Origin of the sequence: Prauserella oleivorans, assembly GCF_042685745.1 — a bacterium.
In the GTDB taxonomy this organism is placed as follows: Bacteria; Actinomycetota; Actinomycetes; order Mycobacteriales; family Pseudonocardiaceae; genus Prauserella_A; species Prauserella_A oleivorans.
Window position 1 is genome coordinate 4969301 of record NZ_JBHUNT010000001.1, and the last position, 22385, is coordinate 4991685.

Annotated in this window: 22 protein-coding genes; 15 read left to right on the forward strand and 7 right to left on the reverse strand. The window is 72.4% G+C overall.

Going from position 1 to position 22385, the window contains the following annotated elements; all coding sequences use genetic code 11:
• Window positions 1-53 precede the first annotated feature (53 nt).
• The 12 genes from ACFSZT_RS24460 (at window position 54) to ACFSZT_RS24515 (ending at window position 12004) form a co-directional block, all read left to right on the forward strand.
• Window positions 54-1013 carry a UDP-glucuronic acid decarboxylase family protein gene (locus tag ACFSZT_RS24460; RefSeq protein WP_377385204.1) on the forward strand — a complete coding sequence of 320 codons (960 nt, stop codon included), beginning with the start codon at window positions 54-56 and terminating at the stop codon, window positions 1011-1013.
• A 119-nt stretch (window positions 1014-1132) separates the two neighbouring features.
• Complete coding sequence (locus ACFSZT_RS24465; RefSeq protein WP_377385202.1) at window positions 1133-2764, forward strand: carbamoyltransferase family protein; 1632 nt, start codon at window positions 1133-1135, stop codon at window positions 2762-2764.
• Window positions 2761-4275 carry an HAD-IIIA family hydrolase gene (locus ACFSZT_RS24470; protein ID WP_377385201.1) on the forward strand — a complete coding sequence of 505 codons (1515 nt, stop codon included), beginning with the start codon at window positions 2761-2763 and terminating at the stop codon, window positions 4273-4275. Before ACFSZT_RS24465 ends, ACFSZT_RS24470 begins: the two co-directional genes overlap by 4 nt.
• Window positions 4272-5279, forward strand: coding sequence for a glycosyltransferase family 9 protein (locus tag ACFSZT_RS24475; RefSeq protein ID WP_377385199.1), 1008 nt, complete (start codon window positions 4272-4274; stop codon window positions 5277-5279). The genes ACFSZT_RS24470 and ACFSZT_RS24475 overlap by 4 nt, the downstream gene beginning before the upstream one ends.
• Entirely contained in the window at window positions 5276-5839 is a 564-nt protein-coding gene (locus ACFSZT_RS24480) for a D-sedoheptulose-7-phosphate isomerase (protein ID WP_377385198.1), read from the forward strand. The genes ACFSZT_RS24475 and ACFSZT_RS24480 overlap by 4 nt, the downstream gene beginning before the upstream one ends.
• Entirely contained in the window at window positions 5836-7206 is a 1371-nt protein-coding gene (gene rfaE2, locus ACFSZT_RS24485; protein WP_377478359.1) for a D-glycero-beta-D-manno-heptose 1-phosphate adenylyltransferase, read from the forward strand. Before ACFSZT_RS24480 ends, rfaE2 begins: the two co-directional genes overlap by 4 nt.
• Window positions 7203-7877 carry an SDR family oxidoreductase gene (locus ACFSZT_RS24490; protein WP_377385196.1) on the forward strand — a complete coding sequence of 225 codons (675 nt, stop codon included), beginning with the start codon at window positions 7203-7205 and terminating at the stop codon, window positions 7875-7877. Before rfaE2 ends, ACFSZT_RS24490 begins: the two co-directional genes overlap by 4 nt.
• A complete protein-coding gene (locus ACFSZT_RS24495; protein ID WP_377385195.1) occupies window positions 7868-8800 on the forward strand; it encodes a glycosyltransferase family 9 protein in 933 nt (310 codons plus the stop codon). Before ACFSZT_RS24490 ends, ACFSZT_RS24495 begins: the two co-directional genes overlap by 10 nt.
• On the forward strand, window positions 8793-10076 hold the full coding sequence (locus tag ACFSZT_RS24500) for a UDP-glucose dehydrogenase family protein (RefSeq protein ID WP_377385193.1): 1284 nt from the start codon (window positions 8793-8795) through the stop codon (window positions 10074-10076). Before ACFSZT_RS24495 ends, ACFSZT_RS24500 begins: the two co-directional genes overlap by 8 nt.
• A 134-nt stretch (window positions 10077-10210) precedes the next feature.
• The gene (locus tag ACFSZT_RS24505) at window positions 10211-10582 is read left to right on the forward strand and encodes an STAS domain-containing protein (protein WP_377385191.1); all 372 of its coding nucleotides are present in this window, start codon (window positions 10211-10213) and stop codon (window positions 10580-10582) included.
• A 61-nt stretch (window positions 10583-10643) separates the two neighbouring features.
• Window positions 10644-11060 (forward strand): hypothetical protein, encoded by a 417-nt coding sequence (locus ACFSZT_RS24510; protein WP_377385189.1) that lies wholly within the window; start codon window positions 10644-10646, stop codon window positions 11058-11060.
• 50 nt (window positions 11061-11110) lie between these two features.
• Window positions 11111-12004 (forward strand): hypothetical protein, encoded by an 894-nt coding sequence (locus tag ACFSZT_RS24515; RefSeq protein WP_377385187.1) that lies wholly within the window; start codon window positions 11111-11113, stop codon window positions 12002-12004.
• A 40-nt stretch (window positions 12005-12044) separates the two neighbouring features.
• Here the strand turns inward: ACFSZT_RS24515 and ACFSZT_RS24520 are convergent, their stop codons facing one another.
• The 6 genes from ACFSZT_RS24520 to ACFSZT_RS24545 all read right to left on the reverse strand — a co-directional run bounded on the left by ACFSZT_RS24520 (window position 12045) and on the right by ACFSZT_RS24545 (window position 18602).
• Window positions 12045-13211 (reverse strand): Gfo/Idh/MocA family protein, encoded by a 1167-nt coding sequence (locus tag ACFSZT_RS24520; RefSeq protein WP_377385186.1) that lies wholly within the window; start codon window positions 13209-13211, stop codon window positions 12045-12047.
• 126 nt (window positions 13212-13337) lie between these two features.
• Window positions 13338-14759, reverse strand: coding sequence for a glycosyltransferase family 39 protein (locus tag ACFSZT_RS24525; protein ID WP_377385269.1), 1422 nt, complete (start codon window positions 14757-14759; stop codon window positions 13338-13340).
• A 784-nt stretch (window positions 14760-15543) separates the two neighbouring features.
• Complete coding sequence (lpdA, locus tag ACFSZT_RS24530; RefSeq protein WP_377385184.1) at window positions 15544-16944, reverse strand: dihydrolipoyl dehydrogenase; 1401 nt, start codon at window positions 16942-16944, stop codon at window positions 15544-15546.
• 63 nt (window positions 16945-17007) lie between these two features.
• Window positions 17008-17181, reverse strand: coding sequence for a hypothetical protein (locus ACFSZT_RS24535; RefSeq protein WP_377385182.1), 174 nt, complete (start codon window positions 17179-17181; stop codon window positions 17008-17010).
• Between the two features lie 20 nt (window positions 17182-17201).
• Window positions 17202-17609 carry a nitroreductase family deazaflavin-dependent oxidoreductase gene (locus ACFSZT_RS24540; RefSeq protein ID WP_377385180.1) on the reverse strand — a complete coding sequence of 136 codons (408 nt, stop codon included), beginning with the start codon at window positions 17607-17609 and terminating at the stop codon, window positions 17202-17204.
• Between the two features lie 33 nt (window positions 17610-17642).
• Entirely contained in the window at window positions 17643-18602 is a 960-nt protein-coding gene (locus tag ACFSZT_RS24545) for a threonine ammonia-lyase (protein WP_377385178.1), read from the reverse strand.
• Window positions 18603-18707: 105 nt separating this feature from the next.
• Here ACFSZT_RS24545 and ACFSZT_RS24550 point away from each other — a divergent pair, with 105 nt between their 5' ends.
• Both ACFSZT_RS24550 and soxR read left to right on the forward strand, forming a co-directional pair.
• Window positions 18708-18884, forward strand: a complete 177-nt coding sequence (locus tag ACFSZT_RS24550; RefSeq protein WP_377385176.1) for a hypothetical protein — start codon at window positions 18708-18710, stop codon at window positions 18882-18884.
• A 45-nt stretch (window positions 18885-18929) separates the two neighbouring features.
• Complete coding sequence (gene soxR, locus ACFSZT_RS24555; RefSeq protein WP_377385174.1) at window positions 18930-19394, forward strand: redox-sensitive transcriptional activator SoxR; 465 nt, start codon at window positions 18930-18932, stop codon at window positions 19392-19394.
• 15 nt (window positions 19395-19409) lie between these two features.
• On the opposite strand, the gene ACFSZT_RS24560 is transcribed toward soxR, so the two are convergent.
• Entirely contained in the window at window positions 19410-19997 is a 588-nt protein-coding gene (locus tag ACFSZT_RS24560; RefSeq protein ID WP_377385172.1) for a TetR/AcrR family transcriptional regulator, read from the reverse strand.
• A 194-nt stretch (window positions 19998-20191) separates the two neighbouring features.
• Between ACFSZT_RS24560 and ACFSZT_RS24565 the strand changes: the two genes are divergently transcribed.
• A complete protein-coding gene (locus ACFSZT_RS24565) occupies window positions 20192-22378 on the forward strand; it encodes an MMPL family transporter (protein WP_377385170.1) in 2187 nt (728 codons plus the stop codon).
• Window positions 22379-22385: the final 7 nt, after the last annotated feature.

A 22385-nucleotide genomic window follows, 5' to 3' on the forward strand; every position in this document is an offset into this window, starting at 1 on the left:
CTGTACCCACTCGCCCTGCGTTTCACACTGACTCGCCCGGGTAACCGGCCGCCATGGTCGCTGCTCCCGGACACGCCCTGGTCACCGGCGGTGCCGGCTTCCTCGGTTCACACCTGTGCGAACTCCTGCTCCGAAACGGATTCCGGGTGTCCTGTGTGGACAGCTTCGCCACCGGTACCGCCACCAACGTCGATCACCTGCGCGAGGATCCGCGCTTCCGGCTGATCGAGCACGACGTCACCGCGCCGTTCCCCGACGTCGGCGACCCGACGCTGGTGGCACACCTGGCCTCGGCCGCGTCGCCCCGCGACTACCAGCGGTTGCCCATCGAGACGCTCCACGCGGGTGCGCTGGGCACAATGCACGCGCTGGAGGTGGCCGAACGCGCGGGAGCACGGTTCCTGCTGACGTCCACCAGCGAGGTCTACGGCGATCCGCTGGAGCATCCGCAGCGGGAATCCTATTGGGGCAACGTCAATCCGATCGGTCCGCGCAGTGTCTACGACGAGGCCAAGCGCTACGCCGAGGCGCTCACGATGGCGCACTTGCGTCAGCGCGGCACCGATGTCGCGATCGCCCGCATCTTCAACACCTACGGACCGCGCATGCGTGCCGACGACGGACGCATGATTCCGAACTTCATCACGCAGGCGATCGCGGGAGCCCCGCTGACCGTCGCCGGTTCGGGCACCCAGACCCGCTCGGTGTGCTACGTCGACGACACGGTGGCCGGGCTCTATGCCCTCGTCCGCAGCACACTCACCGGACCGGTCAACATCGGCAACCCGCGCGAGCTCTCGGTGCGCCGGATCGCCGAGGAGATCCGGGATCTCGTCGGCAGCGCGTCGGTGATCGAGTCCGTGCCCGGCGCGGTGGACGACCCGCAGCGCCGTTGTCCGGACATCTCCCTGGCCCGGCGGGAGCTCGGCTGGGAGCCGCAGGTGACGCTGCGCGACGGTCTGCGGCGGACCGTCGACTGGTTCGCCGGACACCGACCCGACGCCGCCGCCTGAGCACTCTCCGTAGCGACGTCCTGGGCTTTTGCGGCTGCGACCGTTTAGACGTCGCTGCAACGGGTAGCGACTTAGTACAGGTTCCGCGAGCGAGTGCTCACCCGCCAGGAGGAGAACACGTGCGCATTCTCGGTATCAACGCCGTTTTCCACGATCCAGCGGCCGCCCTGGTCGTGGACGGCGAAGTGGTGGCGGCGGCCGAGGAGGAACGGTTCAGCAGGCGGAAACACGGCAAATCCCCGGTTCCCTTTGCCGCATGGGAATTGCCGGAACAGGCGGCCCGGTGGTGTCTCGACCACGCCGGCATCGCACCGGCCGACCTCGACGCCGTCGGCTACTCCTACGACCCGGGGCTGGCGCGGCACGAGCTCGGCGGAATCGACGAGGGCGGCTGGGAGAAACTGCGCACCCTCTATGCCCAGCGCGCACCGCTGTTTCTGAAAACGGCCCTGCCCGGTCTGGACCCCGGCATCGTCCGGTTCGTGCGGCATCACGTCGCGCACGCCGCGTCGGCGGCGCTCGCGGCCCCGTTCGCCGACTGCGCGGTCCTGACCTCCGACGGGCGGGGTGAGGCCGAGTCCTACCTCGCCGGTGAGTATCGCGACGGCAAGCTCGAGGAGCTGGCGCACCAGCCGCTGCCGCACTCGCTGGGCCTGACGTACGAGTCGGCGACCGCGCACCTGGGGTTCCAGCGGTCGAACGACGAGTACAAGGTGATGGCACTGGCGTCCTACGGCACGCCGCGATTCCTGAACACGCTGCGCGAGCGCATCCGCCCGACCGGTGACGGCGGCTTCCGCACCGAGCCCATCGACTGGAGCGAGTTCGCCCCGGCCCGCACCGCCGAGGACGAACTCCTGCCCGAACACGCCGACCTCGCAGCCAGTGTCCAGCGCGCCGTCGAGGACGTGCTGCTCGAGCTCGCCCGCTGGCTGTACGACCGCACCGGCAACCCGAATCTGGCGCTCGCGGGCGGGACGGCGCTCAACTGCGTCGCCAACACCCGGCTGCACGCCGAGAGCCCGTTCGAGCACGTGTGGGTACAGCCCGCGGCCGGGGATGCGGGCACCGCGCTGGGGGCGGCGCTGCAACTGGCCGCCGACTTCGGCGAGCGCGCGACGCCGATGCGTGGTGCGGACCTCGGCCGTGGCTGGTCCGACGACGAGATCGAGGGGTGGCTCACCCGGGCGAACGTGCGGTACGAGCGGCCCGCCGACATCGCCGAGACGGTCGCCGAGGCGCTGGCCGCCGACCAGGTGGTCGCGTGGTTCCAGGGGCGCGCCGAGTTCGGACCGCGCGCGCTCGGTCACCGCTCGCTGCTGGCGCACCCCGGGCGTGCGGAGAACCTGGAGCGGCTCAACGACGTCAAGGGCCGTGAGCAGTTCCGCCCGGTGGCGCCGATGGTGCTGGCCGAGCGGGCGCCCGAGGTGTTCGGCCGCGGCCCGATCCCCAGCCCGTACATGCTGTTCGTCCACGACGTCGCACCGCACTGGCGGGAGCGCATCCCGGCGGTGACGCATGTGGACGGAACCGCCCGGATCCAGACCGTCGACGACGACGCCGAGCCGCTCGTCGCGCGGATGCTGCGGGCGTTCGAGGCCCGCACCGGGCTGCCGACCGTGGTCAACACCAGCCTCAACACCGCGGGCAGGCCGATGGTCGACGACCCCCGCGACGCGCTCGAGTGCTTCGGCTCCGCCCCCGTCGACCTGCTCGCGATCGGACCGTTCGCGGTGCGGAGGAACGCATGAGCCGCGACGTCTGGCACCTCGGCACCGCACAGGCACTGCAGTCGCTGAGCTACTCCATCGTGATCCCGACGACCGGGCGCCCCAACCTGAGCACGTTGCTGCGGGCGCTCGACGCCTCCCGCGGCCCGCACCCGGCCGAGGTGATCGTGGTCGACGACAGGCCCGCCGGCGAGCCGCTGGAGCTGCCGCGCATCCGGTATCCGACGCGGCAGCTGCGCTCGGGCGGGCGCGGGCCCGCCGCGGCCCGCAACACCGGGTGGCGCGCCGCGCACACCGAGTGGGTGGCCTTCCTCGACGACGACGTCATCACCGGCGAGGACTGGACCCAGCGGCTGTCGGAGGACCTCGACGGCCTCGGTCCGGGAGTGGCGGCATCGGTGGCGCGGATCGTCGTGCCGCTGCCCGAGGACCGGGCCGCGACCGACGACGAGCGTGACACCCAAGCACTCATGGGTGCGAAGTGGATCACCGCCGACATGGCATACCGGCGGTGCGCGCTCGTGGAGGTCGGCGGTTTCGACGAACGGTTCCCACGGGCGTTCCGCGAGGACGCCGACCTCGCGCTGCGGGTCTGCAAAGCCGGTTACCGCATCGCCGACGGCCGCCGCGTCACCACCCACCCGGCCCGCAACGGCGGCTTCCTCGCCAGCGTCCGCAGGCAGCGCGGCAACGCCGACAACGCCCTCATGCGCGCCAAGCACGGCAGGCACTGGCGGCAGCTCACCGGGGAGGGTCCGGGCAGGCTGCGCAGGCACGCGCTGACGACGGCGACCGGCGGGCTCGCCCTCGGTGCCCTGGCCGCGGGACGGCGCGTCACGGCGGCACTCGCCGCCGCCGCATGGGCCGGGCTGACCGGCGAGTTCGCGTGGAAGCGCATCGAGCCGGGACCGCGCACGCCGGCGGAGATTACGCGCATGGCCGTCACCAGTGCGCTCATCCCGCCCGCCGCGTGTGCCCACCGGGTGCGCGGCGAACTGCGGGTGCGCACGCCGAGCGCGGTGCTGTTCGACCGCGACGACACGCTCATCGAGGACGTGCCGTACCTGGCCGATCCGGAGAAGGTGCGGCCCATGCCCGGCGCGGCCGAGGCGCTCGCCCGGCTGCGCTCGCGCGGCGTGCAGCTCGGCATCGTGAGCAACCAGTCCGGCCTCGCCCGCGGCTACTTCACCACCGAGGACCTGCAGGCCGTCAACGCGCGGGTCGACGAGCTGCTGGGCCCCTTCCACACCTGGCAGGTGTGCCCGCACGCGCCGGACGAGCTGTGCCAGTGCCGCAAACCCAAGCCCGGCCTCGTGCTGCGGGCGGCCGAGCTGCTGCGGGTACCGGTGCACCGGTGTGTCGTCATCGGGGACATCGGTGCCGACATCGACGCCGCGAAGGCCGCCGGCGCCAAGGGCATTCTCGTGCCGACCCGGCGCACCCTGCCCGAGGAGGTGGAGCGCGCCCGCCGGGACGCGGCGGTGGCGCCGGACATCTCGGCCGCCGCGCGCCTGGCGTTGGAGGTCCTATGAGGACATTGGTGGCGCGGCTCGACAACGTCGGGGACGTGCTCCTCGCCGGGCCGTGCGTGCGGGCCGTGGCAGCGCACTCCGACTCGGTGGTGCTGCTGGCGGGCCCCCGCGGACGCGCAGGCGCGGACCTCCTACCGGGAGTGACCGAGGTCGTCGAGTGGTGTGCGCCGTGGATCGACCCCGAACCACCGGAGGTCACCGCGGACTCCATCGACGCATTCGTGAAGCAGCTGCGGGATCTGCGGGTCGACAAGGCGTTGATCCTGACCTCGTTCCACCAGTCGCCGCTGCCGCTCGCGCTGGTGCTGCGGATGGCGGGCGTGCCGTGGATCGGGGCGATCAGCGAGGACTACCCCGGTTCGCTGCTGGATCTGCGCCACCGCGTCGACGGTGACCCGCCCGAGGCCGAACGCGCCCTGTCCCTGGCGGCCGCGGCTGGGTTCGGTCTCCCGCCGGGCGACGACGGCAGGCTCGCCGTCCGCGGGCCGTTGCCGGACACCAGTGCCTTGACCGGGCAACCCGGCTACATCGTCGTCCACCCGGCGGCGTCGGTGCCCGCACGCCAGCCCACGACCGCCCGGACCGCGGCGATCGTGCACGCCCTGGCCGAGGCGGGCCACCGCGTGCTCGTCACCGGGGCGCCGGGCGAACGAGAACTCACCGCGGAGGTCGCCGGCGACGTCGCGACCGACCTCGGCGGCCGCACCGGCCTCGCCGAACTGGCGTCGGTGCTCGACGGCGCCCGCGCCGTCGTCGCCCCCAACACGGGGCCCGCCCATCTGGCCGCGGCCGTGGGCACCCCGGTGGTCTCGCTGTTCGCGCCCGTCGTACCTGCCGCGCGCTGGGCTCCGTACGGCGTGCCCACCGTCCTGCTGGGCGACCAGCACGCGCCGTGCCGGGACACGCGGGCCCGGCAATGCCCCGTCGAGGGGCACCCGTGCCTCGCGATCGACCCGGCCGATGTCGTGTCGGCCGTCCACGACCTGACTGGAGGTGTGTTGTGATCGAAGAGCACTTCGCCGCCCTGTGCGGCGCGCTCGACCGCGCCGCGGGCGCGGCTCCCACGATCCGCGACTGGGGATCCCGGCTGGCGGAGGTCCTCGGCGCCGGTGGCAGGCTACTGGCCTGCGGAAACGGTGGGAGCGCGGCCGAGGCGCAGCACCTCACCGGCGAGCTCGTCGGCAAGTTCCTCAACGACCGGCAGCCGCTGTCGGCGATCGCGCTGCACGCCGAGACGTCGGCGGCCACGGCCATCGTCAACGACTACGGAGAGCACGAGCTCTACGCCCGGCAGGTCCGGGCGCACGGCAGGCCGGGCGACGTCCTCATCACGCTGTCCACCAGCGGCCGCAGCCAGAACGTGGTGGCGGCGGCGAAGGTCGCGCACGAGCTCGGTCTCACGACGTGGGCGCTCACCGGCCCGGCGCCGAACCCCCTCACCGCGCTGTGCGACGACGCCATCGCCGTGGACGCGCCGAGCGTCGCCACCGTGCAGGAGGTGCATCTGGCCGTCGTGCACGCCCTGTGCGCCACGATCGACGAGTCGCTGGGGGCGTTGACGTGAAGCCGCTCGTGGTGATCGGTGACGCGCTGCTCGACGTCGACATCGAGGGCACCGCGGAGCGGCTGTGCCCGGAGGCGCCCGTACCGGTGGTGGACGTGACCGGCGAGTGGGTGCGGCCGGGCGGCGCGGGACTCGCCGCGGCACTGCTCGCCACCCGCACCGCGCCGGAGGTCGTGCTCGTCACCGCGCTCGGCGACGACGAGCCGGGGCGCAGGCTGGCGGAGCTGCTCGGCACCGACGTCCAGGTGGTGCGGATCCCGCTCGACGGGCGCACCGTGCGCAAGACCCGGGTGCGGGCAGGCGGTCAGTCGCTCGTGCGGGTGGACACCGGTGGCGGGCGCGCGGGCGAGGCGGCCCTGCCGCCGCGGGCCGTCTCCGCGATCCGCTCGGCGGGCGCCGTGCTGGTGTCCGACTACGGGCGCGGCGTCGCCGCGCACCCGGAGATCCGCGACCTGCTCGCGGAGGCGGTGACGCGCGTTCCGGTGGTGTGGGACCCGCATCCCCGCGGACCCGAGCCGGTTCCCGGGGTCACGCTCACGACTCCGAACGAGAAGGAGGCGCTCGCGGTCGCCCCGGGTCGCGATCCCGGCGACGCCGCGGTGCGCCTGCGTGACCTCTGGTCCTGCTCGGCCACAGCGGTCACGGTCGGCGCGCAGGGCGCGCTGCTGTCGGGGCCGGGCGACGACGGTGCCGTGCTGCCTTTCCCGGTGTCCGGCACGGCCACACTGGCCGGGGCCACCCGCCCCGACACGTGCGGCGCGGGCGACCGGTTCGCCAGCGCCGCCGCGGCGGCCCTGCTGGAGGGCGCCGACGTCCCGGGGGCGGTGCGGGCGGCCGTCGACGCGGCGGCCCGGTTCGTCGCGGCCGGAGGCGCCGCCGCCTTGTCCGTGGACGGCGGCCCCGCGCCGCGGCCCGCAGGCTCGGCGTTCTCGCTCGCCGAGCGGATCCGGCGGCAGGGCGGGCGGCTCGTCGCGACGGGCGGCTGCTTCGACCTGCTGCATCCCGGCCACGTCACGCTGCTGGAGCAGGCGCGGGCACTCGGTGACGCGCTCGTCGTCTGCGTGAACTCCGACGAGTCGGTGCGCCGGCTCAAGGGAGCGGGCAGGCCGATCATGCCCGCCGAGGACCGCGTCCGGCTGCTGCAGGCGCTCGCGTGCGTCGACGCCGTCGTGGTGTTCGACGAACCCTCCCCGTCCACAGTGCTCAGCCGGCTCCGCCCCGACGTGTGGGTCAAGGGTGGCGACTACGCCGGCGCCGAGCTTCCCGAGGCCCCGGTCGTGCGCCGCCACGGCGGCGAGGTCGTGCTGGTGCCCACCGTCGAGGGCTACTCGACGACCCGACTCGTACAGGAGGCGATGTCTCGATGAAGGTCCTGATCACCGGGGGTGCGTCCGGGCTGGGCGCGGCCACCGTCACCGCGCTTGCCGAGCAGGGCGACACCCCGCTCGTGCTCGATCGCGCCGCGCCCGCGGACGGCGTCGACCACGAGATCGTGGACCTGGCCGACTCGGCCGCCACCGAGAACGCCGTACACGCGATCGCCGACCGCGCCGGAGGAATCGACGCGGTGTTCACGGCGGCCGGCATCGACGTGCCCGGCAAGCTGACCGACATCCCCACCAAGGAGTGGGAGCGCGTGGTGCAGGTCAACCTGCTCGGCACCGCCGCCGTCGTCCGGGCGGCACTGCCCTACCTGGAGGCCACCCACGGCAAGGTGGTGACGGTCGCCTCGACGCTGGCGCTGCGCTCGGTGAGCGATGCGACCGCCTACTGCGCGTCCAAGGCCGGCGTCGCGGCGTTCACCCGGGCGCTGGCGGCCGAGCTGGCGGGCCGTGTGGGCGTGACGCTGCTCGTGCCCGGCGGCATGGCGACTCACTTCTTCGACAACCGCGACGAGCAGTACAAGCCGCCACCCGGCGCGAAGCTGAACAAGGCCGAGAACGTCGCGCAGTCGGTGCTGCACGCCCTGCGCCAGCCCGCGGGCTGCGAGGTCCGCGAGATGGTGGTGTGCCATTCGGAAGAGGGCTCATGGCCGTGACGCTCGCGCTGCGGGCGCTCGGCCTGGGCGACCTGCTCACCGCCGTCCCGGCGTTGCGTGCCCTGCGCGCGGCCCGGCCGGACGACCGGCTCGTGCTCGCCGCACCGGAGGCGCTCCGCCCCCTCGTCGACACCATCGACGCGGTGGACGAGTTGCTGCCCACCGAGGGGCTCGGCCGGCTCGACTGGCGAGGCGAGCGGCCCGCCCTCGCGGTCAACCTGCACGGCAGCGGCCCGGAGAGCATCACCGACCTGCTGGCCACCGACCCTGCCGAACTCGTCACGCACCGGCACCCCGGCCACCCCGACGTGCCGGGGCCGCCGTGGCGGGAGGACGAGCACGAGGTCGATCGCTGGTGTGTGCTGCTCGAGCAGGCCGGCATCCCGGCCGACCCGGCGGATCTCGCGCTCCCGCCGCCCGCGGTGCCCAGCCCCGCCCCCGGTGCCGTGGTGATCCATCCGGGCGCGGCGTACCCGGCCCGCCGCTGGCCCGCCGAGCGGTTCGCGTCCGTGGCGCGCGACTTGTCCCCGCACCGGGTGGTGATCACGGGCAGTGCCGCCGAGGAGGAGCTCGCCCACGAGGTGGCCCGGGCGGCGGGACTCGACGACGACGCGGTGCTGGCCGGCCGCACCGGCCTCGACGAGCTCGCCGCCGTCGTCGCCGGCGCGGAGCTGGTGATCTGCGGCGACACCGGTGTCGGCCACCTGGCGACGGCGCTGCACACGCCGTCGGTGCTGCTGTTCGGCCCCACGCCGCCGAGCCGGTGGGGCCCACCGCTCGGGCGCGGCTCGCACGTCGTGCTGTGGGCCGGGCACACCGGTGACCCGTTCGGCGACAAGCCCGATCCCGGCCTGCTGGAACTCACCGAGGACCAGGTGCTCCTGGCCGCGAGCGAGCTGGTAGCGGAGGGAATTCATGCCTGAGAGCTTGCGGGTCGGCGTGGTCGGCGCCGGGTACGTCGGGCTGACCAGCGCGGCGTGCCTCGCGGAGCTCGGCCACGCCGTGAGCTGCGTCGACGTGGACGAGACCAAGATCGCAATGCTGCGGGCGGGCGAGGTCCCGATCAGCGAACCGCGCCTGCCCGAGCTCGTGGCCGGGCATCAGGAGGCGGGCAGGCTGACGTTCGGCACCGATCTCGCCTCGCTCGCCGACGCCGAGCTGGTGCTGCTGTGTCTGCCCACGCCCACGGGCCGCGGCGGCACGGCCGACCTCGGCGCCTTCGACAGCGCCCTCGGCACCCTGCGGCACGTGCTGGCGCCGGACTGCGTGGTGGCGATCAAGTCCACGGTCCCGGTGGGCACGGGCGACCGCGCCGCCCGCGTGCTCGGCCTGCCCGTGGTGAGCAACCCGGAGTTCCTGCGCGAGGGCCACGCCGTGGCCGACTTCCTGCACCCCGACCGCATCGTCATCGGCGCGCACGAGGAGCGGGCGGCCGCCCGGGTCGAGGCCCTGTACGCGCGGCTCGACGGGCCGCGGCTGCGCACCGATCCCGCCAGCGCCGAGCTGGCGAAGTACGCCAGCAATGCCTTCCTCGCGCTCAAGGTCTCCTACGTCAACGAACTCGCCGAGCTGTGTGAGCGGGTGGGCGCCGACGTCACCGACGTGGTCGGGACGATGGGCCTGGACGACCGCATCGGCGCGGCGTTCCTCTCCCCCGGTCCCGGCTGGGGCGGCTCGTGCCTGCCGAAGGACACCCGGGCCCTGCTGCACACCGCCGAGGAGACGGGCATGGACTTCGCCGTGCTCGCCGACGCCGTCGCCGCCAACGCCCGCCAGCGCGACCGCGTCGTCGCGAAGATCCGGCACGCCGCGACGGGCTCGCGCGGTGGATCACTCGCCGGGGTCCGCATCGGCCTGCTCGGGCTGACGTTCAAGGCCGGCACCGACGACCTGCGCGACTCGCCCGCCCTCGCCGTGGCCGCCGCGCTGGCGGCCGAGGGCGCCCTGCTCACCGGATACGATCCGGGCCTCGCTCGAGGCGCCGACCTCGCCGACGTCCAGCTCGTCGACGACCCCGCGCTGGCCGCCAAGGACGCCGCCGCTCTGGTGCTGCTGACCGAGTGGCCGCAGTTCCGTGAGCTGAACTGGAGCCAGCTGGCGCAGCTCACCGAGCGGGCCTGCCTGGTGGACTGCCGCAACTTGCTGCACCCCGCCGAGGTGGCCGACGCGGGGTTCACCTATTGGGGTCTCGGCAGGTAACCCGCTCGCGCGCCATTCCGGTCACGGGCACGGCCCAGGCCTTGCACTTGCAGATTGCAGGATTAGGCTCTGGGCACCATGTCGGCAACGACATGCGGTCACCCGGTCGCCCTGTGGACACGGCGGGAGGGATTGTGTCCGAGGTTCCGCCGCCCGGCCCCATGCTGGGCATCGCTGATCAACGACGCGGTTCCAGCGTCGTGGTGACGGTGGAGGGCGACATCGACCTGTGCACCGGCCCGGACCTCGACCGGCACCTCCGCGACGTCGTTCGCACCGCCCGGTCGCCGCATCCGATCATCGTGGACCTCTCCGAGGTCGCCTTCCTCGGCTCGTGCGGGTTGTCGGTGCTGCTGCGCGCCCACCAGGCGGCCGAGGACAACGGCACGCCGTTGCGGATCGTCGCGCGGCAACGCGCCATCCTTCGCCCCGTGCAGGCGGTCGGCCTGGATACCGTGCTTCGCGTGCATCCGTGCGTGGAGGAGGCGCTGGCACAGGGCGGCTGACCTGCCAGGAGCCATGCCACCTCGGCGATTAGTCCGAAACGGACACGGGTACCTCTCTGGAGTGACCACGCACAACCGCCGCTTCGCCGCCCAGGTACGCCAGGAGGCGTGCACCGTGGGCGACCCGGCGCGAGCCTGTGAGAAGCACGTGCCCAGCCTCGACGGCGTTATCGCCTCCGGGTTCAAGCTCAGCGGCAGGCTGCATGCCGTGTGGCCGCTGCTCGGCGTGTACCGCGGCAACACGCGAGCCCGGGTCGCGCATGGCAGCCTCGAGATCCGGTTCGGGCACTGGTGGTTCGAGACCCCGCTGTCCAACATCTCCACCGTGACGGCACAGGACGACGGCACGGTGTGCATCACCTTCAAGGAGCCCGTGCACGGGCACGAGCCGGTGGGCGTGCACCACCACGACTTCCGGCTGCAGATCGACAATCCCCGGGGGTTCGCCGCCGCTCTGCGGTCCCGCATGGCCGGCTGACGGCCGATCCGTTCAAGACAGCGCACGGCCCGTCCCGCGACACTGGCCCCATGGCTGTCGACCTCACCGCCGCCGGGCGGTTTCTGACCACACACGGACGCCTGCTCGACCGGCACCGCTTCCGGTTCCTCGTCGGCGAGGGCGATCCGGAGCCCACGCTCGCCGCGCTGGCGGCCTACCGCAACGCCGACGGCGGATACGGCCGCGGGCTCGAGCCGGACCTGCGTAGCCCGGAGAGCCAGCCCGGACCGGCGCTGCACGCCTTCGAGGTGTTCGCCGACGTCGCCCCGGTCACGAGCCCGCACGCCACGCGGCTGTGCGACTGGCTGGAGTCGGTGACCCTGCCGGACGGCGGGCTGCCGTTCGCGCTGCCGACGACGGACCCCACCGGGTGCGCCCCGTTCTGGGTGCAGACCGATCCGCACATCTCGTCACTGCAGATCACCGCCATCGTGGCCGCCAACGCCCTCGAGGTCGCGCGGCACGACGCGGCAGTGGCCGGGCACCCGTGGCTCGACCGGGCGAGCCGGTACTGCCTGGCCGCTGTCCGGGGACTCGACACCCGCCCGCACGCCCTGGTGCTCGCCTTCGCGGTCCGCTTCCTCGACGTCGCCTGCGAGCGTTATCCCGAGGCGAAGCAGCTACTGGGGCGGCTTCGCCGGTTCGTGCCCGCGGACGGTCTCGTGCACGTCGACGGCGGCGCCGACGACGAGTACATGCGCCCGCTCGACTTCGCGCCGATGCCCGGACGCCCGGCCCGCGAGCTGCTCGACCCCGACGTGGTGGCGGCCGATCTTCGTCGCCTCGCCGGCGAGCAGCAGCCGGACGGCGGCTGGCGCGTCGACTTCCACAGCTACTCCCCGGCGGCCGAGCTCGAATGGCGGGGCTACACCACGGTGCGGGCCGTGCAGGTCCTCCAGCGCAACGGCCTGCTTTCGGTCTGACGCAGGCAGGGGCGGGTCCGGGGTGGAGGCTCGGCGACCGCTACGGGCCCGCCGCGAACGGCACCGGGGTCCAGCGAGCGTTGTCGGCGGCACTGCGCTGCACCGCGTCCAGGACCCGCTGCACGCGCAGGCCGTCGGTGAACCCTGGTTCGGGATCCTCGCCCGCGCCGATGGCGGTGAGCAGGTCGGCGATCTCGTGCGTGAACGTGTGCTCGTAGCCGAGCCCGTGCCCCGGCGGCCACCACGCGGCGAGGTAGGGGTGTTCCGGCTCTGTCACGACGATCCGGCGGAAACCGGCGGTCGCGGAGGGCTCGTCGCCGTCGTGGAACCACAGCTCGTTCATGGACTCGAAGTCGAACGCCAGGCTGCCGCGGGAGCCGTTGACCTCGATCCGCAATCCGTTCTTGCGGCCCAGCGCGTACCTGGTCGCCTCGAACGTCGCGACGGCGCCGGAGGAGAGCCGGGCCGTGAACACCGCGCAGTCGTCGACGGTCACGTCCTCCTCGGCGCCGTCCTGGCCGCGGCGACGGGGCACAAATGTCTCGGTGAACCCGGACACGCCCGTGATGTGCGCGCCGGTGACGAACTGCGCGGCGTCGACGATGTGCGCGCCGAGGTCGCCGAGCGCGCCCGAGCCTGCCTGCTCCCGCCGCAGCCGCCACGTCATCGGCGCGGCGGCGTCGGAGAGCCAGTCCTGCAGGTACACGGCACGGACGTGGCGTACCTGCCCCAGCCTGCCGGTCGCGACGAGCCGACGGGCCAGCGCCAGCGCGGGCACCCGGCGGTAGTTGAACGCCACCATCGACCGGACCCCGTGGGCCCGCGCGCGCTCGGCCGCCTCGGCCATACGTTCGGCCTCGGCCACGGTGTTGGCGAGCGGCTTCTCGCACAGCACATGCTTGCCCGCGGCCAGGGCGGCGAGGGCGATCGGGGCGTGCGTGTCCCCCGGCGTGCAGATGTCGACCAGATCGACGTCGTCGCGTTCGACGACGGCGCGCCAGTCGGTCTCCACGTCGGCCCAGCCGAACCGGTCCGCGGCCTCCCTCGTCCGGCGCTCGTCGCGGCCGCCCAGGACGACCAGGCGCGGCGTCAGCGGCACGTCGAAGAACCGGTGCGCGGTGCGCCATGCCTGCGAGTGGATGGCGCCCATGAACGCGTGCCCGATGAGGGCGACGCCGAGCGTTCCGGCTCGCCCGCGGTCGGTCACGAGGCGCGTCCGAGGTCCGCGAATGACTGACCGACACGCCTTGGACGCACACTTTGTTCCACGACCGACCCACTTTCTCCTCGCGTGAGCAAAAGTACCTGCCGGGTCAAGGAACCGACCAACCGGTCACCACGAGAAAGGCATGTGCCGGAACGCCGGCCACAGCTCCGCCCACGAGCCGGCCCGGCCCTCGCACAGCCAGATCGGCTTGCCCTGGCTGACGTTGCGGATGTCGTGGCCGTTGTCGACCACGCCCACCGGGCGGACCGAGGCGAAGTACTCGCGCAGTCGCGTGTCCGTCGACCCGACGAAGAGCACGTCGGTCGCGCTCTCCGGGGGCGCGCCGAAGTACCAGTAGCCGCGGCTGCCGCTGTAGGGACTCGGCACGTCGGGGGCGAACTTCTCGACGGCGGCGGCCATCCAGTACGTCTCGGTGACGACGGCCGTGCGCGCCTGCTGCTCCGGCGGCAGCGACCGGTAGACGGCCGACACGCTGGCGGCGACGCCGGGCCAGCCGAACTCCTCCAGCGCCATGTTCATGGGGCTGTACGGCTTGCCGGCGTAGTCCGAGATCGGGGTGACCGGCAGCCAGCTGAGGGCGACCGCGGCCGAGAGCGCGTAGGCGAGCAGGACGACCGGACGCCAGCGCTCGGCGAGGAGCCGGTCGAGTTCCACCGCCGCCGCGGCGAAACACAGCGCGAACAGTCCACCGACGTAGTACGGCCGGCCGGCGGTCAGCCAGAACACCGCGGTCACGCCGAGCACCGTCAGGCCGAGGAAGAGGTACGGCCGCAGGCGCGGCGACGTGAGCAGCCACCACACGCCCAGCACCGTCAGCACCGCACCCACGCCGATGCCCGCCTGCTCCAGCGCCATGGGCAGGAACGTCGCCCGGCCACCCGCGAAGGACACCTCACCGGCGACGATGTCGTTCATCTCCAGCTGCGGCCACCCGTTGCGGTGCTGCCACAGCAGGGTGGGCACGCACGAGAGCACCGCGAGGGCGGCGCCTGCCCACAGCAGCGGGCGGCGCAGCAGGTCGCGGGGCCCGACCACGAGCGCGGCCAGTCCCGCCACGACCCAGAACACCGGGATCAGGAACTTCACCTGGAGGGCGAGCGCGGTCACCAGCGCCGCCGCGAACAGCAACCGGTCGTCACGCACCCGCACCCAGCGGACGACGAGCCAGACGGTGACCGTCCACAGGAACGCGTCCAGCATGTGCGTGGCGAGGATGTGCCCGGCGCCGGCGAGCAGGAACGGTGAGCACGCGTAGGCACCCGCGGCCATGAACTGCGCACGCCTGCCGCCACCCAGCTCGCGCGCCGTCAGACCGGCGACCACCACCCCCAGGCCCGTGCACAGGACCGCCGGGAGCCGGAATCCCACCACCGAGCCCGGGAACAGCGTGTCCATGAGCCGGGCCAGCAGCGGCAGCATCGGTGGCTGGTCGGCGTAACCCCAGGCGAGGTTGCGGCCCGCGGCGATGAAGTACAGCTCGTCGCCGTGGTAGCCGTACCGGCCTGCGAACGCCAGCAGGATCGCCATCGCCGCGGCGGCCGTCCCCAGAACCGGAAGCCGAGCGAACGCGGGCACGCCGGCCGGCAGCGTGGGCGGTGGTGCTGTGCCGGCGGTGGACGGCGGCGGCTGCGTTGGCGGTGCTGGCGTGGACGGCGTGGCCGTGGACGCCGGTGCCGGCGTCGTGGAGGTGTGCGGCGGCGTGGGCGTGTCCTGCGACGGCGCGCGCCGATCCGGCAGGTCGGGGCCGCCCACCGGCGAGAGTCGCCGAGCCGGCTGCTGTTCGACCATGCCCGCGACCCTAGGCGACCAGGTCGGGGCCGGGACGAGGGGTGGGGACCGCCAGAAGGCCCGGCGACCTGGGCCGTCGCGACGTGCAGTGGGCGCGCCTGCGTGCTTGGACGGCAGGGCATGAGCCGCGCCACACCGTGAACCACCCGGTGGTGGGGACATTCGGCGGCTCGCGCGTGGCCGTCCGTGGGGGCTGCGGCAGGCCTGTCATCACGATTGACCGGGCCCGGCGGCGACGCTCATCGCGGAAGGTGCGGGCGAACTCGCCGTGCTTCGCCGGATTGAACATCTCCGCACTCGGCCGAGAGACCTCGATGCCTCCGGTTCCGGATCGCCGGAGGCGCTCCCGGCGCTACCACGCCCGCCGGCTCGACACGGCGACGGAAACGGCGGACACAGCTACGCAAACGGCACACACGCCGACACAGACGGCAGACACGGCTACCCAAACGGCAGACACGGCGGGAGACGGCAACGCCTCCCTGCGACCCGGAAACACCACCGGGCCGTAGGGACACGCGAACTACATGTTGATCATGTGACCGGCGAGGCCGTGGATGGCTTCCTTGACGGCTTCGCCGAGCGTCGGGTGGGCATGGACGTTGCGGGCCACCTCGTGCACGGTCAGGTCCCACTGCTGGGCCAGCGTCAGCTCCGGCAGCAGTTCGGTGACCTCCGGGCCGATGAGGTGGGCGCCCAGCAGCTCCCCGTACTTGCCGTCACTGATGATCTTGGCGAACCCGACGGTGTCGGCGAGCCCGTGTGCCTTGCCGTTGGCCGTGAACGGGAACTTCGCGACCTGCACGTCGTAACCCTGTTCGCGGGCCTGCTCCTCGGTGAGGCCGAAGCTCGCGACCTGGGGCTGGCAGTACGTGGCCCGCGGGATCATGCGGTAGTCGAGCTCCATCGTCTCGGCGTCGGCGATGGTCTCGGCCGCGATGATGCCCATCGACTCGGCGGCGTGGGCGAGCATGAGCTTCGCCGTCACGTCCCCGATCGCGAAGATGTGTGGAACGTTCGTGCGGCAGCGTCCGTCCACTTCGATCGCTCCGCGCTCGGTGAGCCGGACGCCGGTGTTCTCCAGACCGTAGCCGTCCACATTGGGCTGGAAGCCCATGGCCTGCAACACCTTGCCGGCCTCGATGGTCTGCTGCTGGCCGTCCTTGGACACGGTGACCCGCACGCGGTTGCCGTCGTCCTCAATGGACTCGACCTTGGTGGACGTGAGGACGTCGATGCCGAGTCGCCGGTACCGGCGGGCCAGCTCGGCCGACACCTCCTCGTCCTCATTGGGCACCATGCGGTCGAGGAACTCGACGATGGTGACCTTCACGCCGTAGTTGTGCAGCACGTACGCGAACTCGACGCCGATGGCGCCCGCGCCCGCGATCACGATGCTGTCCGGCAGCTCCGAGGAGAGGATCTGCTCCTCGTAGGTCACCACCCGCTCGCTCAGCGACGTGCCCGGCAGCAGCTTCGGCCGTGCACCGGTCGCGACAATGCAGTGGTCGAAGGTGACGGTCTCGGTCTCACCGTCCTCGCGCCGCACCTCGATCGCGTGGTCGCTGGTGAACGTGCCACGGCCGGTGAACTGCGTGATGGCATTCTTCTTCATCAGATAGTGAATGCCCTTGACGCGCCCGTCGGCGACCTTGCGGCTGCGCTGGAACGCGGCCTGGTAGTCGAAGGTGACCTCGCCGTCGACCTGGATGCCGAACGTGCGCGCCTCCGTGGTGAACAGGTGCGCCAGCTCGGCGTTCCGGAGCAACGCCTTCGACGGGATGCAGCCGACGTTCAGGCACACCCCACCCCAGTAACGTTCCTCGATGACGGCGGTGTCGTACCCGAGCTGAGCCGCGCGGACGGCGGCGGTGTACCCGCCGGGGCCGGCACCCAGCACCACAACGTCGAAGTGTTCGCTCATGATCGCGATTATGCCTTTACGGTTTCGATGACAGGTCCGCCCCGAGCACCAACGTGACCGGGGTCAACGGTTCGAGTCGGCTTCCTTCGGCCAGCCCGCGACGTCGCGCACGATGCGCTGGGCGCGCACCAGGCCCGGCACCTCGGCCGGGTCCAGCTCCCCGCGGTCGGCCTCCTCCTGGGCCTCGGCGAGCTTGGCCAGCAGGTCCGCCACGTCGACGGTCGAGGAGTGCGCCATGCTCGTCCCTTTCCGCGGGCTCAGGACAGCCGCTCGAGCACGACCACGGGAATGTCGCGGTCGGTCTTCTTCTGGTAGTCGTCGTAGGAGGGCCACACGGCCACCATCTTCGGCCACAGCACGGCCTTCTCGGCCTTGTCCGCGGTGCGCGCCTTCGCGGCGAACCGGTCCCCCTTGACCTGCACCCGCACGTTCGGGTCGGCGAGCAGGTTCTTGTACCAGCCGGGGTGGTCGTCGGCGCCGCCCTTGGAGGCGACCACGACGTAGGCCCCGTCGTGTTCCTGGTAGATCAGCGCCGACTTGCGTGGCTGCCCGCTCGTGCGGCCGGTGGTGGTGAGAACCAGCGTCGGCACGCCGTCCTGCCAGTCGTGCCCGACCTCGCCGTCCGTCTCCTCGTACCGCCTGACGTGCTCGTCACCGAACAACATGGACCCGGAATCCCTTCGTCGCCTACCGCAACCCTAACTGTCCCGGCGCAGCACATCGGCCAGCAGCGTGCGCTCGACGTTGCCTCCGGAGACCACGACGACGGTCCGGCCGCGAGGCAGTTCGTCCGCCCGGTTCAGGTAGGCGGCCAGCGGTACGGCGCCGCTCGGCTCGGCGACGAGCCGCCCCTTGGTGGCCAGCACCGCCATGGCCGCACGGATCTCGTCCTCGCCGACGGCGACGATGCCGTCGAGCACGCTGCGCAGGTGCGCGAAGGTGAGCTCGGAGGGCTGGGAGCGCAAGCCGTCGGCGATGGTGCGGGCACGCCGCTCGATGGGCCAGTCCACGAGCGAGCCCGCACGCAGGCTCTCGGCGGCGTCGGCGGCCAGTTCGGGTTCGACGCCGAACACCGCCGCATTCGGGCACAGCGCCTTGACGGCGGTCCCGATGCCGGACGCGAGTCCTCCGCCGCTCACCGGCATGAGCACCAGCTCGACGTCCGGGAGGTCGGTACCGATCTCGAGCCCGATGGTGCCCTGCCCGGCGATGATGTCCGGGTGGTCGAACGGCGGCACGAGCACCGCCCCCAGTTTCTCCACCAGCTCGTAGGCCGCCGATTCCCGCTCGCCGATGGGCACGAGCACCACCTCGGCACCGTAGGCGCGGGTGTTGTCGACCTTCACCTGCGGCGTCACGTCCGGCATCACGATGTGGGCGGGCACGCCGAATTCGCGCGCCGCGTACGCCACCGCCTGCGCGTGATTGCCGCTGGAGTAGGTCACGACGCCGCGGGCCCGGGTCTTGTCGTCCAGCGCCGCGAGCGCGTTGTGCGCGCCACGCAGCTTGAACGCGCCGATCGGCTGGAGGCTCTCCGGCTTGAGCCACAGCGGGCGTTCCGGGTCCGCCCACGGGCAGGGCAGCAGGGGCGTGCGCACGACCGCGTCGCGGATGCGCTCCGCTGCGGTACGGATGTCGTCGATAGTCACCAGGTCCACCGCTCCAGTGTGCCTGAACCACCGACGGAAACTTCGGGAAAGAAGGTTTGTCGACCCGCGTACCCGGGTAGCCAGCTCACTACGCTCTTGCCCCCGGGAGGCCGGATGGCCCAGGAAGACGCACTCGACCGCCTGCTCAGGGCGTGGCGGGACGACATCGACGAAGAGCCCTTCCCGGTCATCGTCGATGTCGTGCTGCCACGGCAGGTACGCAGACGCATGGCCGGTGACCGGGACGAACCGTCGGACCCGCCGGGCCCCCGCCGCACCACGTTCCACTGACTCCGACAACCTCGACCAAGCTCGAAGTCGGGGTAGTGTTGCGGCGTGACGACCAAGCTTGCCGACCAGTTGACCATCGGACAGGTAGCGGAACGCAGCGGCGTGCCGCACACGGCGTTGCGGTTCTACGAGGAACGCGGGCTCATCAGTTCGGAGCGCTCGGCCGGCAACCAGCGCAGGTATCGCCGTGCCGTCCTTCGGCGGATCGCGTTCATCCGGGCGGCCCAGCGGGTGGGCCTGAGCCTGGAGGAGATCGGCGAGGCGCTCGCCACGCTGCCGCGCGACCACGCGCCGACCAAGGCCGACTGGGCACGGCTGTCGCGAAACTGGCGCGACGAGCTGGACGCCCGCATCGACGCCCTGCAACGGCTTCGCGACCAGCTCACCGGGTGCGTGGGCTGCGGGTGCCTGTCCCTGCGCACGTGCGGACTGCACAACGTCGACGATCGTCTGTCCCGCTTCGGCCCGGGCGCGCCGTTGCTCAAGCCGGCCGCCGACGGGGGCATCTGACCTCGACCGGACGCTCTACTGACGGCGGCGAGGGCGGCCGAGCAGGCGCCTGCCCGCCTCGATGAGGTGCTCCCGCAACGTCTCGTCGTCGAGCTCGGCCATGTCGGGGGCGCCCGCGGCCAGGCCGAGTCCGGCAAGCAGCACGTGGGTGAGCACACGCTCGCGGATGTCGGGGTCGGGCCCGGAGATCAGGGCCAGCAACCGGGTGGTGAACGGCTCGCGGCCGGAGGGGCGCAACGACCGGTCGATCGCCCGCAGGATCCCGGGATCGCTGGGCAGCAGGGCGGCGAGCGTGCGGTGGCGTACGAGCAGGTCGACGAATCCCGCCAGGGCGTGGTCGATGCGCGCACCCCGGGTGCGGCGGGTGCTCGCCTCGTCGACGAGCTGGTCGAGTTCCCGTAGCGCGGGAGCCACGACGGCGTCGGCGATCTCGTCCTTGGTCTTGAAGTGGTAGTACACCGCCGCCTTGGTGACGCCCAGCTCGGCGGCGATCATCTGCAGCGACGTGCCCTCGACGCCGTGCTCGCTGAACAACCTCAGCGCCGTGGCCAGCAAGCGTGTCCGCGTGTTCTCCACCGCGGTGCCGACGGTCCCGGCAGTCATGCATCCTCCTCGACAAACGCGCCGACCGTACCTCGAATGCCGGACCATCGCCACTCGGCTCGCTTGCCGATCGACTAGTGACCTACTAGCTGTTCGGCAAGTCACAACCGCGGCCCACGGGTTGCGTCTCCTAGCCGTTCGGCTAGCGTCGGAAGCACCGATCGTGTGACGCGCACCGCCGAAGGGAGCATGGCGTGGCCCTGCTGTTGTCCCGTCTCGGACGCTTCTCCTTCCGCCGCCGCCGGCTCGTGGCCGGCCTGTGGGTGGTGGTGCTCGCCGCCTTCGGCGTCGGCGCCGCGACCCTGTCCACCTCGATGACCAACACGGTGTCCATTCCCGGCACCGAGTCGCAACAGGCGCTGAACCAGCTGCAGGAGCGGTTCCCGGAGGCGGGCGCCGGCGGCGCGACCGCCCGGGTCGCCATCGCGGCGCCGGAGGGCAGCAGGCTCGAACCCGCGGTCGTCGGCGAGGTCGTGCGAGCGCTCAACGCCGCGCCGAAGGTCGCCGGCGCGGCCGACCCGTTCCGGACAGGGTCGGTGTCACCTGACGGCCGCGTCGCGATGGTGCAGGTGAAGTACGCGGTGCCGCCGTTCGACATCACCGACGCCGACCGCGAGGCCCTGCAGGCCGCGGCCGACCCGGGCCGGGAACAGGGACTCGCCGTGGAGTTCGGCGGTGACGCGTTCGGCATGGTGGTCGAGACGGGCGCCACGGAGGTCGTCGGCGTGCTCGTGGCCGCCGTGGTCCTGATCGTCACGTTCGGCTCGCTCGTGGCCGCGGGCCTGCCGTTGCTGACGGCGCTGGTGGGCGTCGGCGTCGGCATGGCGGGCATCATGCTGTCGACGAGTTTTCTCGACCTCAACGCGAACACGCCGATCCTGGCCCTCATGCTGGGGCTCGCCGTCGGCATCGACTACGCGCTGTTCATCATGTCGCGTTATCGCAGCGAACTCCGCGGGGGCACCCCGCCGGAGGAGGCGGCCGGGCGTGCGGTCGGCACCGCTGGTTCCGCCGTCGTGTTCGCCGGCCTCACCGTCATGATCGCGCTCGCCGGCCTGACGGTGGTGGGCATCCCGATCCTCGGCGAGATGGGCATCGCCGCGTCGGCGACCGTCGCCATCGCGGTGCTCGTCGCGGTGACGCTGCTGCCTGCCGTGCTCGGCTTCGCCGGCTCGAAGGTGCTCGGTGGGCGGATCCCGGGGCTGCGCACCGTCGGCACCGGCGAGGGGGTGACCGCCGGGCAGCGCTGGGCGACGTTCGTGGCCCGGCACCGGGTTCCCGTGCTGCTGGTCTCCGTCGCCGCGCTCCTCGTCGTGGCCATCCCGGGCATGTCGATGCGCCTGGGCCTGCCGGGCGACGACACGGCTTCCCCCGACAGCACGCAGCGCAAGGCGTACGAGCTGATCAGCTCCGGCTTCGGTGAGGGCATGAACAGCCCGCTGCTCGTGGTCGCCGACACCCACGGCGGCGACCCGCGGCAGGTGGGCGGCGCGATCGCGCGGCAACTGAGCGGGCTGGACGACGTCGCGATGGTCACGCCGCCACAGGCCAACGCCGAGGGGAACACCGCGCTGCTCACCGTCATCCCACGGAGCGGACCGAGCAGCGAGGAGACCGAACGGCTCGTCGCCGACATCCGCGACCAGCGTGGCGCCATCGAGGAGCGCACCGGCGCGACCCTCTCCGTCACCGGCGCCACGGCGATGAACATCGACGTCTCCCAGAAGATGTCGCAGGCGCTGCTGCCCTACCTGTCACTGATCGTGGGGCTCGCGTTCATCCTGCTCATGCTGGTGTTCCGGTCGGTCGTCGTGCCGCTGAAGGCCACGCTCGGCTTCCTCGGCTCGGTGATCGCCTCGTTCGGTGCCGTCGTGGCGGTGTTCCAGTGGGGCTGGCTGGCCGACGTGCTCGGCGTGGATTCCGTCGGCCCGATCATGAGCATGCTGCCGATCCTGCTGATCGGCATCCTGTTCGGGCTCGCGATGGACTATCAGGTGTTCCTCGTGACGCGCATGCGGGAGGAGTACGTGCACGGCGCCGAACCCGCGCGGGCGATGGTCACCGGGTACAAGCACGGCGCCAGGGTGGTCACCGCGGCGGCCCTGATCATGACGAGCGTGTTCGCGGGCTTCGTGTTCGCCGACGCGGCGCTGATCCAATCCATCGGGTTCGCGCTCGCGTTCGGTGTGCTCGTGGACGCGTTCGTGGTGCGGATGACGATCGTGCCCGCGGTGATGTCGCTGCTGGGCAAGCACGCGTGGTGGCTGCCGCGGTGGCTCGACCGGATCCTGCCCAATGTGGACATCGAGGGCGAGAAGCTGCGCATCGGCAGGCCGCCGGAGGGCGGTCAGGGCACCGACCGCACACTCGAGCCGGTGTAGCCGGAGG

Bases quoted from the DNA above. Each gene is read 5' to 3' on its own strand.
- ACFSZT_RS24460 (WP_377385204.1), top strand. From the start codon at position 54: ATGGTCGCTGCTCCCGGACACGCCCTGGTCACCGGCGGTGCCGGCTTC.
- ACFSZT_RS24470 (WP_377385201.1), top strand. From the start codon at position 2,761: ATGAGCCGCGACGTCTGGCACCTCGGCACCGCACAGGCACTGCAGTCG.
- ACFSZT_RS24475 (WP_377385199.1), top strand. From the start codon at position 4,272: ATGAGGACATTGGTGGCGCGGCTCGACAACGTCGGGGACGTGCTCCTC.
- ACFSZT_RS24490 (WP_377385196.1), top strand. From the start codon at position 7,203: ATGAAGGTCCTGATCACCGGGGGTGCGTCCGGGCTGGGCGCGGCCACC.
- ACFSZT_RS24495 (WP_377385195.1), top strand. From the start codon at position 7,868: ATGGCCGTGACGCTCGCGCTGCGGGCGCTCGGCCTGGGCGACCTGCTC.
- ACFSZT_RS24500 (WP_377385193.1), top strand. From the start codon at position 8,793: ATGCCTGAGAGCTTGCGGGTCGGCGTGGTCGGCGCCGGGTACGTCGGG.
- ACFSZT_RS24515 (WP_377385187.1), top strand. From the start codon at position 11,111: ATGGCTGTCGACCTCACCGCCGCCGGGCGGTTTCTGACCACACACGGA.
- ACFSZT_RS24525 (WP_377385269.1), bottom strand. From the start codon at position 14,759: ATGGCGATCCTGCTGGCGTTCGCAGGCCGGTACGGCTACCACGGCGAC.
- lpdA (WP_377385184.1), bottom strand. From the start codon at position 16,944: ATGAGCGAACACTTCGACGTTGTGGTGCTGGGTGCCGGCCCCGGCGGG.
- ACFSZT_RS24535 (WP_377385182.1), bottom strand. From the start codon at position 17,181: ATGGCGCACTCCTCGACCGTCGACGTGGCGGACCTGCTGGCCAAGCTC.
- ACFSZT_RS24540 (WP_377385180.1), bottom strand. From the start codon at position 17,609: ATGTTGTTCGGTGACGAGCACGTCAGGCGGTACGAGGAGACGGACGGC.
- ACFSZT_RS24550 (WP_377385176.1), top strand. From the start codon at position 18,708: ATGGCCCAGGAAGACGCACTCGACCGCCTGCTCAGGGCGTGGCGGGAC.
- ACFSZT_RS24560 (WP_377385172.1), bottom strand. From the start codon at position 19,997: ATGACTGCCGGGACCGTCGGCACCGCGGTGGAGAACACGCGGACACGC.